The 17,441-nt window shown below is 30.7% G+C and carries 15 protein-coding genes and 1 tRNA gene; 4 read left to right on the top strand and 12 right to left on the bottom strand.

Going from position 1 to position 17,441, the window contains the following annotated elements:
* Positions 1-69: 69 nt before the first annotated feature.
* From AAHN03_RS07400 to AAHN03_RS07460, 12 genes are all read right to left on the bottom strand, one after another.
* Positions 70-1,614: a 3-hydroxyacyl-CoA dehydrogenase family protein gene (locus AAHN03_RS07400; protein ID WP_342279212.1), complete on the bottom strand. Its 1,545-nt coding sequence runs from the start codon at positions 1,612-1,614 to the stop codon at positions 70-72.
* Between the two features lie 21 nt (positions 1,615-1,635).
* On the bottom strand, positions 1,636-2,241 hold the full coding sequence (locus tag AAHN03_RS07405) for a 3-hydroxyacyl-CoA dehydrogenase family protein (protein ID WP_342278658.1): 606 nt from the start codon (positions 2,239-2,241) through the stop codon (positions 1,636-1,638).
* A gap of 5 nt (positions 2,242-2,246) precedes the next feature.
* Positions 2,247-2,864 carry a dTMP kinase gene (tmk, locus tag AAHN03_RS07410; protein WP_342278659.1) on the bottom strand — a complete coding sequence of 206 codons (618 nt, stop codon included), beginning with the start codon at positions 2,862-2,864 and terminating at the stop codon, positions 2,247-2,249.
* The gene (zapE, locus tag AAHN03_RS07415) at positions 2,854-3,885 is read right to left on the bottom strand and encodes a cell division protein ZapE (RefSeq protein ID WP_342278660.1); all 1,032 of its coding nucleotides are present in this window, start codon (positions 3,883-3,885) and stop codon (positions 2,854-2,856) included. The genes tmk and zapE overlap by 11 nt, the downstream gene beginning before the upstream one ends.
* A gap of 1,145 nt (positions 3,886-5,030) precedes the next feature.
* The gene (locus AAHN03_RS07425) at positions 5,031-7,280 is read right to left on the bottom strand and encodes a tetratricopeptide repeat protein (RefSeq protein ID WP_342278661.1); all 2,250 of its coding nucleotides are present in this window, start codon (positions 7,278-7,280) and stop codon (positions 5,031-5,033) included.
* Positions 7,281-7,886: 606 nt separating this feature from the next.
* Positions 7,887-8,798 carry a tRNA (adenosine(37)-N6)-dimethylallyltransferase MiaA gene (gene miaA, locus AAHN03_RS07430; protein ID WP_341761218.1) on the bottom strand — a complete coding sequence of 304 codons (912 nt, stop codon included), beginning with the start codon at positions 8,796-8,798 and terminating at the stop codon, positions 7,887-7,889.
* 100 nt (positions 8,799-8,898) lie between these two features.
* The gene (locus AAHN03_RS07435) at positions 8,899-9,108 is read right to left on the bottom strand and encodes a hypothetical protein (protein ID WP_342278662.1); all 210 of its coding nucleotides are present in this window, start codon (positions 9,106-9,108) and stop codon (positions 8,899-8,901) included.
* A gap of 139 nt (positions 9,109-9,247) precedes the next feature.
* Positions 9,248-9,323, bottom strand: a tRNA-Ala gene (locus tag AAHN03_RS07440).
* Positions 9,324-9,363: 40 nt separating this feature from the next.
* Positions 9,364-9,915 carry an isopentenyl-diphosphate Delta-isomerase gene (idi, locus tag AAHN03_RS07445; RefSeq protein WP_341761220.1) on the bottom strand — a complete coding sequence of 184 codons (552 nt, stop codon included), beginning with the start codon at positions 9,913-9,915 and terminating at the stop codon, positions 9,364-9,366.
* A 4-nt stretch (positions 9,916-9,919) separates the two neighbouring features.
* Positions 9,920-11,206 (bottom strand): lipid IV(A) 3-deoxy-D-manno-octulosonic acid transferase, encoded by a 1,287-nt coding sequence (waaA, locus tag AAHN03_RS07450; protein WP_342278663.1) that lies wholly within the window; start codon positions 11,204-11,206, stop codon positions 9,920-9,922.
* A gap of 8 nt (positions 11,207-11,214) precedes the next feature.
* Positions 11,215-11,793: a lysophospholipid acyltransferase family protein gene (locus AAHN03_RS07455; protein ID WP_341763401.1), complete on the bottom strand. Its 579-nt coding sequence runs from the start codon at positions 11,791-11,793 to the stop codon at positions 11,215-11,217.
* 50 nt (positions 11,794-11,843) lie between these two features.
* Positions 11,844-13,046: a pyridoxal phosphate-dependent aminotransferase gene (locus AAHN03_RS07460; RefSeq protein WP_342278664.1), complete on the bottom strand. Its 1,203-nt coding sequence runs from the start codon at positions 13,044-13,046 to the stop codon at positions 11,844-11,846.
* Positions 13,047-13,653: 607 nt separating this feature from the next.
* On the opposite strand from AAHN03_RS07460, the gene AAHN03_RS07465 reads away from it, so the two are divergent.
* The 4 genes from AAHN03_RS07465 to prs all read left to right on the top strand — a co-directional run bounded on the left by AAHN03_RS07465 (position 13,654) and on the right by prs (position 17,392).
* Entirely contained in the window at positions 13,654-14,676 is a 1,023-nt protein-coding gene (locus AAHN03_RS07465) for an SAM-dependent methyltransferase (protein ID WP_342278665.1), read from the top strand.
* A 7-nt stretch (positions 14,677-14,683) separates the two neighbouring features.
* Complete coding sequence (locus tag AAHN03_RS07470; RefSeq protein ID WP_342278666.1) at positions 14,684-15,439, top strand: VacJ family lipoprotein; 756 nt, start codon at positions 14,684-14,686, stop codon at positions 15,437-15,439.
* A gap of 12 nt (positions 15,440-15,451) precedes the next feature.
* Positions 15,452-16,033: a phospholipid-binding protein MlaC gene (locus tag AAHN03_RS07475; RefSeq protein WP_342278667.1), complete on the top strand. Its 582-nt coding sequence runs from the start codon at positions 15,452-15,454 to the stop codon at positions 16,031-16,033.
* A 303-nt stretch (positions 16,034-16,336) separates the two neighbouring features.
* Entirely contained in the window at positions 16,337-17,392 is a 1,056-nt protein-coding gene (gene prs, locus AAHN03_RS07480) for a ribose-phosphate diphosphokinase (protein ID WP_342278668.1), read from the top strand.
* The last annotated feature ends 49 nt before the right edge of the window (positions 17,393-17,441 follow it).

Here is a 17,441-nt window from a genome sequence, read left to right on the forward strand (position 1 = left end):
TTTATCTCGAAGATGAGTCGCGACTCCTCGCAATGACGTATTTTTTAATAATTCTAAAAAACTTGATTATCAAGTTTTAGGGTTTTTGGCAAGTTCTAAAAATATCTCTCGTTCAAATTGCAATAATTTTTGCTCATCAATTTGTTGCATGGAAATGATATCTTGAAACTTTGACAATAGCCATCCTTGAAGATTATCATACTCAGCTATACTCTTCTGCTTTGAAAAATTGGTTTCTGCAAATTCTTCAGCTAAAGTAACTTTAGATAAAATAACTTGCTTGCTTACTTTCTTTATTTTTTCTGGCAAATCCAAGGCAAAAGCCTCTTGCAGTATTAAATGTTTATTCATATTTACTTGCACGTTAGTAATATCATAATCAGCTATAAAATAATCAGCAGAACTTGATTTATTTGGTAATAGGATATTTCTTAAATTTTTTACTAGTTTACTTTTATCGCTACTTGCACGATAAAACATTTCCTTAATGCCTCCCCAACTTGGAACTAAGCCAACCGATACCTCAACAAGGCCAGCATTTAACTCCTGATTAGCTACAATAAAATCAGAATGTAACAATATTTCACAGCCCCCACCTAACGCAGCACCTAAAGCACAGCTAACAATATTAATATGCGAGTATTTTAACCTTATCATGGTTTTTTGACCAAGTTTTAAGAAATCTTCTAATTTAGCAAAATCTTGATTTTTTATACAGGAAGCAATGAATTTTAAGTCAGCACCAGCTGAAAAATTATTGGTTAATGGCATAATATATAGTGTTTGCTTCTCATTTTCTGCAATATCAACAGATTCTAACAAAAGTTTAAAAACATTTTCATTGAGGCAATTCATTTTAGTATTAATAGTAAAAACTAACCTATTTTTATACAGAACTAGTTGAGCCGAATCATTCTTCAATAAAATCTTACTTTCTTCTAATCTGACTTTAGGCAAATGAAACTGACTCAGTTCAATAGTTTCATAGGAACTATTAGCGATATATTCCGGTAATGTTAAATTCATTAGCATTGCTTGTTTTTTAAGCCACTCAAATCCTCCTCCTATGTGATTAATTAACAACTCAAAAGGACCAATCTTCCAACTATAACCAAGCCTCATAGCTGTATCTATATCGTAAATATTATCAGTAACCGATGGAATTAAAGATGTTATATATAAGTAAAACTTCACTAGTATCTCATGAAAAAATTTACCATAGCTAGAGTTGCTATTTAACAACTGATCAATAGAACTATATTCAATCTTGGTATCTTCAAATGCTGCATAAGTTAAAGTTGTAAAATCTATGACTTCTTTAGTTTTTATGCCATTTATCTTTGATATACGGTAAAAACCTCCTAAAGCTTTACGACCAATCAAGTTATTCTCTATCATCTTATCAAGGATAGAAGATGCTGAGTAAACTTGGTGATAATCATCATTATTCGGTAGGGAATTAACTAGTGATGTAGAAATTAATCTTATTACGTCGTGACCTATCAAATCATATAAGCCAAAGATTCCTGTACCTGGTAATTTAAATAAATCAGTAAAAATTTTATCGATAATTACTGGACTTAAATTTTCATCTATGCTACTACGAACAACCAGCTCAAGTAGATAACAACCAACTCAATTTGCTATAAAACCTGGAGTATCGTGACATTTAATAATAGTTTTCCCTAAATCTCGTATTAGAAAATCTGATATCCTCTCTATAACCCCTGAGCTAACCTCTGAATCTACAATAAGTTCAAGCAATTCCATATATCTTGGAGGATTAAAAAAATGACTAATGACAAATCTAGACCTGATGGTAGATTTTATAGAATCAGGCATTTGCTCCTTTAATTTCCTTAAAGGTAAGGTTGAAGTATTAGAAGCTAGAATAGCATCTTCTTTTAGGTAGGGTAGAATCTTCTCATATAGCTGATGTTTTATTGCAATTTTTTCAATAATAACTTCAATGATCAAATCACATTCTGTAATCAGCTTTAGATCATCTTCTAAATTACCAATGGTGATAAACGCTAATTTACTTGGATGTGATAAAGGAGCTGGTTGTTGTTTCTCTATATTTTCTAGAGCCTTGGTAAGTATGGCATTCCTATCATTAGGGTCGTTGCTTACTACATCTAGTAAAACAACTCGGTTAGAGGAATTGGCTACCAAGGAAGCTATTGCTAGTCCCATTACTCCAGAACCAATAACACATATTTTCTCTATTTTATTTTCCATCTTATTCACCAAACCTTTGTAACGAGCATCGCAACTATTATATCATGAATTTCTTGCACACTAAGAGTTGAAGCATTTATTTTTACTATTCTATTTGGAAATTTGGCTGATATATATTGAAATCCATCATAGACTTTTTGATGAAATTCAATATTTTTGCTTTCAAATTTGTTGTTATTCCCTCGTACTAATGCCCTTGGTAAGGCAATATTTGGATCTATATCAATAAAAAATGTAATATCAGGCATCACATCAGATATTAAAGACTTATGAAGATCATAAACTAAATCACGACCTATATCTTGCCCCTGATAACAAGCTGTAGAGTCTACAAACCTATCACAAATAACTGATATTCCAGAATTTAGTTTAGGAATAATCTTTTTATGAACATGTTCGTAACGCGCCGCCATGATTTGCAGCAATTCTGACATAGGTAGTAAATCTTGATTAACTAAAATGTCACGCATCTTCTCTGCAGAAATAGTTCCCCCTACTTCACGCGTTAAATCTACGGGAATATTTTGTGATAGTAAATACTGGTATAACATATTACTTTGGGTGGATTTACCGCACCCTTCCCCACCCTCAAACGTAATAAATTTACCCTTTTTAATTGCCATAGCTATCACTATTCATCTCATATAACCTTGAAATAGTTCTGTTAAATTCACCTTTGCGAAAACCATTCTGATATATTTTTATAGGTTCATCTTGTAATGTCATGAATAATATAACCTTATAAAAATAAGCATTATCAACAAAATTAATAAACCTAACCGCTAAGTCTGTGTTATCAGAATCTATTATACGAATATTTTCTACTATTATGATAGAAAATTTTTGGCAAATATTTACATAATCAACATAACCTAATTCTCTTACAAATAGCTCTTCAAAATCTGTTACTAATACTTTTTCACTAGCCATTTTAAAAGATATTTTACGTCCAAAAACTAGGATATCCTTAGAAACTAATCGGTTATTACTATTTAACTTGCTAATAAGGTTCTGTATCTCAAGCTTATTATCTTCATTAATGGGGTATATTATACGTCTATTAGTCATGTGTATAATTTTATCTAATCGATAATCATGATCACTATCTAAATGCATAACTTCAAACTTTTGATAAATCTCTTTAATTATTGGCAAAAAGGAATTCCTTTGTAAACCATCTTTATACAAATCTTTTGGCTCGATATTACTAGTAATGAAGATAAACACCTTATGTCTTATAAGTTCAAGGAGCAGTGATCCTATTATCATAGCATCAGTTATGTCTTTAATTTCAAACTCATCTATGCATATTACTTCCGCCTGCTTTGCATAATTTGCAGCAATTCTTTTGATAATATTATTTTTAGATTGTGATTTATCTTGCAACTGATAAATATCTTTATGTACCGATTGCATAAAGTTTTGGTAATGTACCATTAATTTCTTAATTTGCAATATTTGGAAAAAATGTTGCATTAATACAGTTTTGCCATTACCTACATTACCATATAAATATATAGCTTTTTTTGCTAATAAACTGCTATTAAAGAATCTAAAAAACGACTTATCTTCAATTTGTTTAGCAAACTCTTTAATTCTGCTGAGTAAAAGCAACTGCTTTTCGTCAAATTTTAATTCAGGCAATATATTACATTCTCATTTTAGATTTAGTATAACCTAGTTTGATATAAGAATAATTATTCCCCATGCAAAAGTGATGTCATTCCTAACTAAAAGCAGGAATCCATGATACTTAATAGCCTTTCAGGCTATTTTTAGTCCCAGCCGTAGCAACACCGAGGCTATTAAACTGATCTCCTATATCGAACTCATGTGTATAGGTAAAATTAGAAAATAAACTAAAAATACTCTGAAATAAATAATAAATATATAACAATTTATACCAAGGCAACCTCATTAAAATATTATTAGACTTCTTTCGAAACTCGCTTATGCTGAGGGATTTGAAGGAGACGCGGAACGCAGAACCGCAGCGTACTCTAATGTACGTGAGGATTCGAGTACCGCATCGACGTACAAATCACCAGCAGAAGTAGAGTTTCGAAAGAAGTCTATTATGCTGGGAAGAAGATGCCCTCTGATATGAGAGGAATTGTTGACAACGCGATTCTAATTGTCTATCAGCCCAAACTGCAGCAGACACAGAAATTTCTACATCCTTATTAGGATATTTTGTACTGATTACCTTAATAGCCTCAACCCCTTACCCTGCCTCTAAAAAAACATCAGCCATTTTATATTTTGCCATGCTATTAGGTTGATTTATGTTGCCATATTTTAATTAGAATCAATTCTAAAATAATAGTCAACTTATTTTAATAAAAAAATTAATTATTTTTCATAATATAAACAATATCTAATATTCTACTCGTATGCGATACGATTTTGATAATCAACATCTCTTTGATCTCAGGCTATATTTTTACCAAATATCTCTTTTCCCCCTTCTAATTCTAATTTGTTTATAGAACCGTGATATTGTTACAACCAAGATTTATTATTTCAATTTTCGATATTATAATTTTCTTGCTATCGTTCAACCAAATCTTCAATATTTATAAATACTATAATAAATGATAGGATATCAGCAGGAACAAAGAAGCCTAAAGAATAAATCTCCTACATTAATTAAACCGAGCTAATGTAAAGTTGGAGTATTGAATGCAAAAATTAATCTCTTAAACAAGGTCTCTTATATATTATAAACACATAATGCCATCAATGATTTTACCAACAGCTGCCGAGTAGAAATCATAGAACCTTAATGTTTAATTGTTCTTGACCCACAAATCCATGTTATATTGTTTGCAATATTCAAACATATCAACTGTATTAGGGTGGTGTATGCCAAACTCCTTAATTTGTGGCTTGCCAAAGAATTTGTAATTATATAAATCTTTGCTTTTACAAGAGGCTCTTGCTCCATGATTATACAGATCACTTATTCGGGCAACATTTTTACTTCTATCTCCATATGAATAATGATATATAACAAACGCTTTTTTATAGGATTCTATAGCTTGCTTAAAGTTATCTTGAGCAAACAAAACATCACCTTGTACTCTATAACTATCTGCTAAATCAACATTTTTAGAATAATTTGCGCTTTCAAAATCGTTGTTTTCATCTGCTAAAAATATGGAAATAGTTTTATTAATGTATTCAGAAGCTTTATCTATTTTACCTAAACCTAATTCACTTCTTGCCATTTCTGTATAAATATCTGCAAATATTTTATTAGGCTTATGTTTAAGGGGTTTATATATGTCATATATCTGTTGAACTTGAGTATAAGCTTCTTGATATCTACCAAGAAAATTTAATATACTTGCTCTATATAATCGGTGTTCACTAAGGACTAGAGCATTAATATCAAATCCATTTTTTATAAATATTTCAGTAGCTTTATCTACATACTCTAAACTTTCCTTATATTTGCCTTGTATCTCACATAATGCACTTTTTAATTGATACATTATAGATATATCAATTTCTTGTATTACTCCTTGTTTTGCTAGTTCTTCTATCTTTTTAAGCAATTCTTCAGCAAGTGTTATATTACCTAAAAATATCTGAGATTCAGATATATTTGACATAATACTAAATTTAAGAGAATAATTGGCTTCATCATCATCAAACTTATCTACAATATTTAATGATTTATTCAGATAAGAACTCGCTGTGTCAAAATTCCTTAATATCATTTCATGATACACTCCTATTGCTCCTAAGTACCTAGCATAATAAAATTTTTGAGATTCAGACATTTGCCACAATTTAAATTCCTTATTTTTATCTTTTTGATTAAACCAATCAAACATTTGTTTGGCTTTGTCGTTATAAATGTTTAGATATAGAGAGAATAACTCAGACCTTAAGGTAAGTATTGCGTATAAATTAATATTATATTTTTCAGAGTTTTTTAGAAGAATCTCTAAATTTTCTGGTATAGTTTTGGCACTTCTCCACAAATATGCTGAATAAATTCCTTTTGGTTTAGGTAATTTGCTAATCATATTTTCTAAATATATTTTATTATTATTGCCATTTAGTTCTATTATTTTATTGCTGATTATATCATGCATTTCAAAAATAGGGTTATCCTCGCTAGCATTAATATTACTGATTAGCACAAATTTAGATAATTGATATATATCATCCTCTAAAGTATCTTTATTATCAGTAATGATGGTAAGAAGCTGTTTTGAAAAGCTTTGGTTATTTAATAAAGCTATTTTATTAAGTAACTTTACTGCATTAGGGTTTAGCTGTTGAATAGCCATACTAATATTTGTTGCTATTTTATTAGTCGATTGATAGATTTTCTTTTTATATTCCTCTTTATCTAAACCTTTAATTTTGTTAAGTAATTGCGCCCCTTGCACGATAAGTATTGGATAACCACTAAAAGATTGCACTAAAAATTCGATACTATTATTATCCTTATTGTTCAATAAGTTATTAGCTAAAGCTACAATAGTAGGGTGATCGAGTAGCGGCATGGCTATAATGTTATGTAACTTTTCATTATCTTGCGAGCAAAACACTACATGACCATTATGTTCCCAATCAATTAAATCTTGTACTTTTTTATTTTCATTAACTTTTAAATTATCAAACACCAATAACCATTTAGTAGTAGTAGTTAAATATGACATTACTTCTTTTTTGGATAGAGTTATTGCTTCAGATATATTAGCTTGTTTAACCATATTGAGTTGTTGGGCTAATTTAACAAATTGTTCATTAAGGTCTAGGTTACAATCAAAAAACCAAATTAGATCATAATTATTTTTATTCTCATAACTATACATCCTAATTAACTGAGTTTTACCTATACCACTAGTACCAACTATACTTGCTTGTCTATATTTATTTAAATGCTCATCAAGGATTTTAAGTTGTTGCTCATGATTGACAAAATAACTAACTGGAGTGATTAAATTAGATACTTGTTCTTGAGCAAAAGTATTACTATAAATAATTAGTAATATGAATAATGTTAGAAATTTTTTCATATAATGAAACTGTTGAAAAATAAATTATGCCTTAACGGTACGTATAAAACATATTATTACGAACAATTATAAAGAATAAGCAAAAATAACTCAACTTAAGTTTGAATATTAATAATAAAAATCATTAAAAAAAATAGGAAAGTTTGTTTGCTAATTCTGAACCTAAATTTCACTAACCTAGTATCAGTAGGGCATCTTTACAATCTCAAAGTTCGTATAATCCCTTATGGTGATTTTTGACATGTATAACGCCGATAGACCTCTAAATTATAACCTTATCCCAACGTAACTAGTGATTAGCAGTATTATTTATCAGGAGTGTAAATGACATCGTCAAACTCCTCACTTAACGAAGGCATTCTGATTTGCAAACTTGCTGTACAATTTATCACATTAAAATTGATGGAATATATTTACAACATATATGATACAATTAATAGCTCTTTAACCAACTCGGCTAACTGCAACTTTAACACAGTATAGTCGTAAATACTATACAATGAGGTTGATAGCTCACCAACAACAGTTTGTTTATGTTATTACATAATGCACTGCATTTTGTTTGGTGCTTACATCGAACTTAGGTTAATTATAGGTCTAGTTAATTTATAATATCTCCAAATCAATAATCAACTCTTCAAATTGCTGATTATTAGAATATTCTAGAGTTACCTTGTCCTTTATTTGGTTTTTGAACCAAGTAATTTGCCTTTTTGCATATTGCCTAGTCTTAATTTGTGCTAGATTTATGGCATTTTGCAAAGTAATTTCATTATTTAAATAGCATAATATTTCCCGTAGACCAATGGTTTTTATTGCAGAAGAATATATATCAGGAAAATCTTTTTTAATTTGAGCTACTTCTTCAATTGCTCCTTCATTAAATAATTTTTCTAACCTAGTATTACATGTTTGATAAAGAAATTCCCTCTTTGGATGTAGAAAAATTACCTTAAAATCAAATGCTGGAAGAATAGATTTATTTTGTAAGCTTTGGAAAGCAAATATAGATTGCCCGGTTTCCATAAATACTTCATAGGCTCTTATAACCCTTTGAGTGTCGTGTTCATTTAACTTCTGAACAGCTAGGTTATCTAGCTCTTTTAGTTTATAAAAAAACTGGGTTGAACCAATCTTAGAGTGTAGCTCTCTAACATATTGCCTAATTTTAGGAGATATTGATGGTATTTCATTATAACCAAAAAGTAATGAATTAATATATAACCCCGTACCGCCAACAATTATTGGTAACTTGCCTCTACTACGAATGTTTGTAATTTTTTCAAGAGCATAATTTATATATTGTATTACCGAAAATTCTTGTTCTATAGATAAAAAATTATAAAGATGATAAGGAATCTCATTACGGTATATTTGTGATGGCGAGGCAGTAATAATGGGAATCTGCCTATATATCTGCATAGAATCACAGTTAACTATCTCAGCATTATATATTTTAGCTAAATAATGTGCCAAATAAGACTTGCCACTAGCGGTAGGTCCACATATAACTAACATCGAGTCAATAATTTTTTTTGTGTAAGTTAGCTTGATCTTTATATATATTACATTGATCAACTCAAGCTTTTATCAAAGCATTATATTGCAAATCTGTATTCTATATTTCATTTTCAGACGAAACTCTCATATATCCAACCAACATTCGTAAAACCAATGACAAAAGTTGACGAGAGGTTTTACTTAATTGCTTACCACAATTATTGGTAAGATTCCGCCACTCAGGTGGGACAAAATTACCGACTATATTATAGAAAATAGTATCAGGATTTTCAATTAAGTTGTCGGAAAAAATTAACGATTCTGTCATATTTCCTCCCCGTGAAAAACGGTTAAAAATAGACTATTTTGTATGTCAAATTTGGAGACTTTTGGTGGGAAACCAAAATAAAACCAAAATAAAAATACTTTTAAGAAATTATAAAAACCTTGGAAAGGTTGGAGGTATCTGGTGGAGACAGGGGGAATCGAACCCCCGACCTTTTGAATGCCATTCAAACGCTCTACCAACTGAGCTATGACCCCTAGAAATACTTTATATCATTAGTTCAGCTTTATACTATAGTTACAGAGCTGAATCCATAAATTTTTTGAATATTTCATTATTTTCTAATATCTCGAACTCTTCGATGCACCAAGGGGAAAATTTTGTTGGGTATTTTTCCATATATAACTTAAAGTCTACCCATTTAAGTAATTTTACTTCTGCTATTTCTTGTTCATTTATTTTTATGATATCATCTGATAAAGCCAAATATATCGGGCATATTTCATTTTCTACAATATTATTTATAGCAAATTTATATCGATAATTAGCAATAATATCTACTTTCTGTAGGTTTACTAAACCTAATTCAAACTTTGCATGCCTATAAATTGCTTGTTCATAAGTTTCGTTAATTTGTGGATGTCCACAAAAACTATTTGACCAGAATCCACCCCAAGTTTTTTTGAGTAAACTTCTTTTTTGTATCAAAAATTCTTTTTTACTATTGAAAAGAAATACAGAAAATCCCCTATGCAATGGAGTATTAGAATTATGAGCTTTTAACTTATCCTCTATTCCAAGGATATTATCTTGTTCATCAACTAATACCACATGTTCTGAGTATAACATAACATTAATTTCCCACTAAGTATTTTTCTATAACATTTAAATAATTACCTAAAATTTGTTGGTTTTTATTGACAAATTCCAAAGCATTAGCCTGATAGACTTTAGCTTCCTGAGTACCAGTCTCAGATAGAAGATACTCAATTTTATTCAGTAAATCGTTTTCATCACGAATTTGAGTAGCAGCTTTATTAGTAAGCATTTCATTAGCAATATTAGTAGAATTACTCATATTTGGCCCAAATATAATATAATTAGCAAAATATGCTGGTTCAAGTACGTTATGTCCTCCTTGTTTAAATGAACCGCCAATGAATGAGATATAGGCTATGCTAAAAAACAATCCAAGTTCGCCAAATTTATCAACAATGTAAAGATCATCAGTTAGAATAGGTATATTTTGTTTGGACTTGATACTATAAGTTAAATTTAATTGAGTACACGCTTTTCCTATATCATTCTTACGCTCAGGATGGCGTGGAATTAGAATAAAATAGCAATCTGGGTATCGTTGTTTTATTGGTTTTATAATGTTAAGTACTACTACCTCATCGTCTAAGTGGGTGCTAGCAAATACAATAACTCTTTTACCACTCATATGTTGTGTTAAAATTGTTAACTCTTGTTCATGTACAGGTAATTTTTTGTTGGCAAATTTAATGTTACCTAAATTAACTATATTTGTCACACCAAGTTGCGTAAATTTTTGGAAATCACGATTACTTTGCACAATAATCTCACTAAAGTTAGCGGTAACTAATCTAAAAAATGAACTTATTTTTTTCCATGATTCAAATGATTTATCAGAAATACGTGCATTCAATAATAATAGTTCACAATGTTTTGCCCCTTCGCTAATGAGACATGGCCATAACTCTGATTCAACAAGAATTCCTAGGTTTGGTTGCCAATTTCTAAAAAACTTTTTAACAAAAATAATATTGTCTATAGGAATGAATTGATGAATGGCATTTTGCGGTAGTTTTTGTTGTAATATTTTTCCAGAAGATCTAGTTCCCGAAGTAACCAAAAACTTTAAGGAGGTTTTTGGCATAGTTCTTTTTAACCAAAGATTATTGATATTTTCAACTAAGGTAAAAGCTATAAGAGATTCCCCTACACTGGCTGCATGTATCCAAACTAAAGTTTCATTTCGTTTAGCATGTGCATGGGAAATAGCAAAACGTTCCTTAATACGTTTTACATCTTCTTTGCCAATAATAACTCTTAATACTAATAAAAAGAAATACACTGGAAGAAGTAGAAAACTTAAGGCATGGTATAAATAGATCATAGATAGATTTACTTCAACCCCGTTAATGCTTGTGCTAAATTAATATTGTCTTGGTTTTCATTTCCTACAAAAGCTAGTGGTAAGCCTATAAAAGCTGTTATTTTACCAAAAGGTAGAGGCATAATCAGTTTATCCCAACTTTTGAGTAAAAAATATCTAGAAGCACTACAAGAAACTGGTATCAATTTTATATTATATTTTTGAGCAACTTTGTTAATATTACTATTTATTTTATAAATAGGTCCACGTGGACCATCTGGTGTAATCACTATATTACTACCATTATGTAACTTTTGGATAATTATTTTTAAAGCTGATACAGGATTCTTATTACTAGAACCATTTATTACCCCAAAGCCAAATTTACCTACTATATCACTAATTATTCTGCCGTCTCGATGAGGGGAAATAAGAGCATAAATATCTTTATGACCAGCAAATATTCCTGGACCTAAAGCCAATCTGTTATGCCAAAAAGCAAAAATTACCCCTTTTTGTGCCAAAAATTCTTGTTTATTGTGATTATCTGAAAAAACAAATTGCCAACGACAGGTAAAATAAACCACTCTCAAATAAGTATACAGCATCTTAGTAACTACACTAAGTACAAAATTGTTTTTTTTAAGGATTTTTTTTATCACGTTAATTGATTACAAGCATTCTTTATACGCGAGCATGCTTGCTCCAAGCTTTTTATCGAAGTTGCGTATGAAATTCTAAAATAACCTTCTAGACCAAATGCAATACCAGGAATAACCGCAACGTTACATTCTTCAAGCAGATATTCTCCAAAATCGTTACTATTTTTGATAATTTTACTAGTGGGAGTTTTCAAACCAAATAATTCATTACATTTAGGAAACAGGTAAAATGCCCCTGCTGGTTTATCGCAACTAATACCCTTAGTATCACTTAGAATTGATAAGGTTAGATCACGTTTTTCTTGAAAGTTTTTTGCATTAGGTTTAATAAAATCTTGAGTGCCAGTTAAAGCTTCAATAGCTGCCATTTGGCTTATAGAGCAGGGGTTAGAAGTACTTTGTGACTGAATAATAGTCATTGCCTTAATTAATGATTTAGAACCAGCCCCATATCCTATACGCCATCCTGTCATAGAATAAGCTTTTGATACACCATTAACAGTAAATATTCGATCTTTTAAATCCGGTGCTACTTGGGCAAAAGTATAAAATTTAAAATCATCAAAAATAATATGCTCGTAAATATCATCTGACATAATATTTACATTGGGATATTTGCGTAGTAATTCGGCAATATCTGCTAGCTCTTGGTAAGAGTATGCAGCTCCTGTTGGATTACTCGGTGAGTTAATAATTAACCATTTAGTTTTTTGGGTAATTACTTGCTCTAGAGCTTCAGCTGTAAGCTTAAAATTGCTATCAATGCCACAGTTAACAAATACTGGAATCCCTTCAGCTAACATTACCATATCTAGATATGAGACCCAGTAAGGACTGGGAATAATTACTTCGTCCCCTTGGTTAAGGGAAGCCATAAATAAATTATAGATTACTTGTTTACCGCCGCTTGATACTATTATCTCATCTAACTCATAATCTAAATTATTTTCATACTTGAATTTAGTCTGTACTGCTTGTTTCAGCTCCAAAATGCCATCAACATTAGTATATTTTGTGAAACCATCTCGCAGTGCTTTAATTGCAGCCTCTTTGATATTATTGGGTGTGTCAAAGTCAGGTTCACCAGCCCCAAGAGAGATTATATCTCTACCCAGCTTTTTTAGTTCAAATGTTTTTTTAACTAAAGCTAAAGTTGGAGATGGTTTTATTATATCTAAGCGTTTAGCAATAAGTGACATGATTCTGTAGAACCTTATAATTATTTTCGTATTACGCGAATTTACGCGAATTCGGGATAACAGGTTATCCCAAATTCGGCTGTATATATAGAAACAATAAGGTTTGAAGCGGCTGCCCACCTGATTGTTAAAATATCATTTGCGTTCAATAGATGATTTTAATTATTAAAATCATCTATTGAACGGTAAAAAAGTTAAAATGTACTCGTAGAACCGCTTCAAGAGTACATTTTTCTTTATATCACAGCTAATTCGGGATAAGAATTTGTTAATTCTTATCCAAAATAGGGGTGTATTATACCATATTGTTAAAAAAAAACAATTCTTGAAAGCAGAATTTAGTACAATATGATTTATTTTATATAATTTATTACTATTAAGTATTAGTGTCATTTGATATATATGTTATCATATACTCAGATAGAAAATCAAGAATTGCGTTGTCGTCTTCAGGGTTCTTCGGTACTCACGTACTAAATGTACGCCTAGCACCTCGACCCTTTGACTCCTGCTACTATCATGATTTTGATTCTATCGTCTATCAATTCTTCATTTACGAGTAGTATATGATGAATATATGTTTAAAAAATCAAATTTATAGCAATTTATGTTCGGCAGCAAAATTATTCGTAACAGTTACGACTCAATAAAAGACAAAATAAAATTATACTATAATTATATTAAGAATTTCCCATCTTGGTATAGGGAGAAAATCTTTACATCTATCAATTATTTTGTCGATGTAAAATATAGGGTAACACACTTAAAAGAAACTAATTTTAATCTTGGTATAGAACATTTGTATAAAAATAACTTAAATGACGCTATACTAAGGCTTAAATTGGTTGATAAAATTCTTTCTCCTAACGACCATCAAGCTAATTATTGGCTTGGTTGGACATATTTCTTAAAAAATAATTATGAAAAAGCTTTGTATCATCTACAAAGAGCTTTTGAAGCTGATCAAATAAAGTTAGCATCTTTTCTACAAAATTATAATAATTTGTCAGAGATTCCACCGCAAATTTGGCATCAATATAAAAATCTTACCGCTGAATATTATGGCAATAAATTTCGCAGTAATAATAAACTGTACCTACCTTACAGTTTTGTAAGCACAACTATGAATAATATAACAGACTTACCTGATAATTACCATATTTTGGAGTTAGGTAGTAATATAGGCTTAGTGGGTTATGAAGTAAAAAAGCGTTTTCCTGATGGCTTTACTTTTACCGGTATTGAAAATTCAGAAATTATGAATAAGCTTGTCATTATATATGGTAATATTTATGATCAGTTATTAGAAATTTCAATATCGGATTTTATTAAACACGACTCTAATAAATATGATGTAGTACTGAGTTTTAACTCTCTTTCTTTTACTAAAAACCTATTAGATTACTTTAATTCTATTTATTCTATAGTCAATACATTAGGGTATTTTGCATTTTGTTTACCAATAGATAACGTCACAAACCTTTCATTAAAGAGAAAAGGATTTGTTTTTACTATAGCAGATATTAAGAAAGCTTTAGGTCAAACTAAGTTTACCATATTAAATAGTGAAGAATTATCTCTAGAAAAAAATGATAAATACTATATGGTGATTTGTAAGAAAAACCATTAATGAAGCCATGAAGCAATTTATATTACTGTTGTTAGTTAATTTTTCTAGTATAACTGCAATAGCGAGTACTCAAAATACTCAAGATGATGAAGATTTTAGGTATGTTTATAATGAAGGTAAGGGATGTACTCAAGTCTATGACCCTTATGAGAAACTAAATCGTAAAATTTTTGCCTTTAATTCTGTTTTAGACTATCTGTTCTTACGACCTATTACTATAGGCTATAAACGAATTAGTAATAATTATACTAGGGCTAGAGTGAGCAGTTTTCTAGATAACATTAGTGTGCCTTTGACTGTTGTCAATTATGGTCTACAGATGAATTATGACCAAACTATGAAAAGTCTATGGAGATTTTTAATCAATGCCACGTTTGGTATAGGTGGGTTATTTGATGTAGCAGATAAAATTGGATTGAGAGTTACCAAACAAACTTTGGGTAGTACTTTCGCCCACTATGGAGTTGGTCCAGGACCATATTTAGTCATACCATTTCTTGGTGGTACTAATGCAAGAGATAGTACAGATGCTATATTTACAAATAGTTACTTAAATCCTATAATGTACGCGGTACATAGAGATTTTGAAATCATAGTTTCTGGTGTACAAGTTATAAATACTAGATTAGGATTATTACCGTTTACTGACTATATAGGATGTAGTTCTACTGACCCTTACATAGCTGTAAGATCAGCTACACATCAAAATCGTGAATCGGTAATTGTCTATCCTAATCAATTTAAATGCCCTAAACCTAATTAAGAGTAGTTACTTATGAAAAAAATTATTGTTTGCTTAATTTTAAGTTGTCTGTCTTTGTCAGCCTATTCTGCTACTGATGACAAAATGGTGGTTGATAATTATGTTAATCAACTAATAAGAGATGGGCTAGATGTATGTAATGATGAGAGTTTAGATCAAGATGCCAAAATAGCTAAAACTAAAAAGCTAATTTTAGCTAACTTAGATCTGAATTGGATGGCTAAATTCACCCTTGGTGTTTACAGAAGAACTCTAACTCCTGAACAAATTAAACAATTCACAGAAGTTTACAGTAATTATGTAAGCAAGGCCTATGCTGATTTAGTAAAGAATTACCATGGTCAAGAACCTAAAGTTCAACAAGTGCGTGTTCTTGATGAAGGAGAGTTTATGGTAGAAATGTTAATAGGAACTGCTAAAGTAAATTACTTAGTACGTCAAGTAAAGGGTACAAGCGATAAAACTAATTTAAAAGTCTCAGATGTTATTACAGAAGGTGTTAGTCTTATCAATTCTCAACAGTCAGAGTTCATGAATATTCTCAGTAATAGTGGTTTTGATAAGTTAATAGATGAATTGGGAAAGAGGTCGTGATTTTTTAAAAGGCGTATACTTAATATGTCATTGCGAGCGAACGTATGTGAGCGTGGCAATCCATGAAGCTTGTCAATAGATTGCTTCGTCGACCTACGACCTCCACAACTATTGAAAGTTAGTAAATACAGCTTCTCTATACGTCATTGCGAGGAGACCGTAGGTCGACGAAGCAATCTATTGACAAGCTTCATGGATTGCCACGCTCACATACGTTCGCTCGCAATGACGATTTGAGCTTTCGACAGTTGTGGGAGCTTTACTTTGTCGCAGCAATGCTACTACTCGTTAATAGACGACAACTTGAATAAAAATAATAAAAATATTTTTCATAAAACACTTAGTGCAAATTATAATTATTGTATACTACAGAAACTTAAACCAATTCTTAAACCAATTATTATAATTAGCATGAAAATTCTTGCAGGTCTTAGTCATAAAAAATTAGCTAGATATTTAGCTGAGGAACTAAATTGTAAATATGTCAAAACTTATATTACAACTTTCGATGATGCTGAAACAAGGGTGGAAATCCTTGAAGATATGTATAAGTGTGATGTTGTTATAGTACAATCTACTTCTAGACCAGCTAATAACCACTTGATGGAACTTTTATTATTAGTTGATACGGTAAAAAGAGCGGGAGCTTCACAAGTAACTGCGGTTATACCGTATTTTGGTTATAGCCGCCAAGATCGTAGCTCTTGTAGTTTTACTCCAGTATCGAGCCGTCTTGTAGCGAGTATGCTGGAAGTTGCTGGTGTTAATCATGTAATAACTGTCGATTTGCATTCACAGCAATTAGAGGGTTTTTTTAAAATTCCACTACAAAATCTTGATCCAATAAGTTTATTTGCTCCGATTATTGAAACTTATAATAATTCTATTATTGTATCTCCAGATGTTGGTGGTTTTGTACGTGTACGTGATGTGAATAGGCTTTTTAACATGAATATAGCTGTTATTAATAAAAGTAGAGATGTCAAGAGGTATAGTAGACCTCTTGCAGAATTCGCTTCTGCTAGGGAATTTGTAGGAGGATCGGAACGCAGAACCGCAGCGTACTCAGACGTACGTGAGGATTCGAGTCTAGTCCCGACGCACAAATTACCAGCAGAAGTAGAATTATGCAAAATGTCTAATGATAAATGCCAAATATCAGAAATAATAGGTAACGTTTCCGGCAAGCATTGTATACTAATTGATGATATTGTTGATAGTGGCGAAACCCTTTGTAAGGGAGCTAAGCTATTAATGGAAGTAGGAGCTTTATCTGTCAATGCTTTTATAACTCACCCAGTGCTTTCTAGCATGTCTAAAGAAAATATTCAGAATTCTGATATAATGAACGTATTATAACTGATACAATAGAAACTACTGATTTACCATCTAAGTTCCATGTAATATC

The organism is Candidatus Tisiphia endosymbiont of Myopa tessellatipennis (genome assembly GCF_964031105.1).
Classification (GTDB): Bacteria; Pseudomonadota; Alphaproteobacteria; order Rickettsiales; family Rickettsiaceae; genus Tisiphia.

Excerpts from the sequence above, each read along its gene's own strand:
- AAHN03_RS07460 (WP_342278664.1), bottom strand. The coding sequence starts at position 13,046 with ATGTCACTTATTGCTAAACGCTTAGATATAATAAAACCATCTCCAACT.
- AAHN03_RS07455 (WP_341763401.1), bottom strand. The coding sequence starts at position 11,793 with ATGCTGTATACTTATTTGAGAGTGGTTTATTTTACCTGTCGTTGGCAA.
- miaA (WP_341761218.1), bottom strand. The coding sequence starts at position 8,798 with ATGTTAGTTATATGTGGACCTACCGCTAGTGGCAAGTCTTATTTGGCA.
- AAHN03_RS07405 (WP_342278658.1), bottom strand. The coding sequence starts at position 2,241 with ATGGAAAATAAAATAGAGAAAATATGTGTTATTGGTTCTGGAGTAATG.
- AAHN03_RS07425 (WP_342278661.1), bottom strand. The coding sequence starts at position 7,280 with ATGAAAAAATTTCTAACATTATTCATATTACTAATTATTTATAGTAAT.
- waaA (WP_342278663.1), bottom strand. The coding sequence starts at position 11,206 with ATGATCTATTTATACCATGCCTTAAGTTTTCTACTTCTTCCAGTGTAT.
- idi (WP_341761220.1), bottom strand. The coding sequence starts at position 9,915 with ATGTTATACTCAGAACATGTGGTATTAGTTGATGAACAAGATAATATC.
- AAHN03_RS07465 (WP_342278665.1), top strand. The coding sequence starts at position 13,654 with ATGTTCGGCAGCAAAATTATTCGTAACAGTTACGACTCAATAAAAGAC.
- AAHN03_RS07475 (WP_342278667.1), top strand. The coding sequence starts at position 15,452 with ATGAAAAAAATTATTGTTTGCTTAATTTTAAGTTGTCTGTCTTTGTCA.
- AAHN03_RS07435 (WP_342278662.1), bottom strand. The coding sequence starts at position 9,108 with ATGACAGAATCGTTAATTTTTTCCGACAACTTAATTGAAAATCCTGAT.
- AAHN03_RS07470 (WP_342278666.1), top strand. The coding sequence starts at position 14,684 with ATGAAGCAATTTATATTACTGTTGTTAGTTAATTTTTCTAGTATAACT.
- tmk (WP_342278659.1), bottom strand. The coding sequence starts at position 2,864 with ATGGCAATTAAAAAGGGTAAATTTATTACGTTTGAGGGTGGGGAAGGG.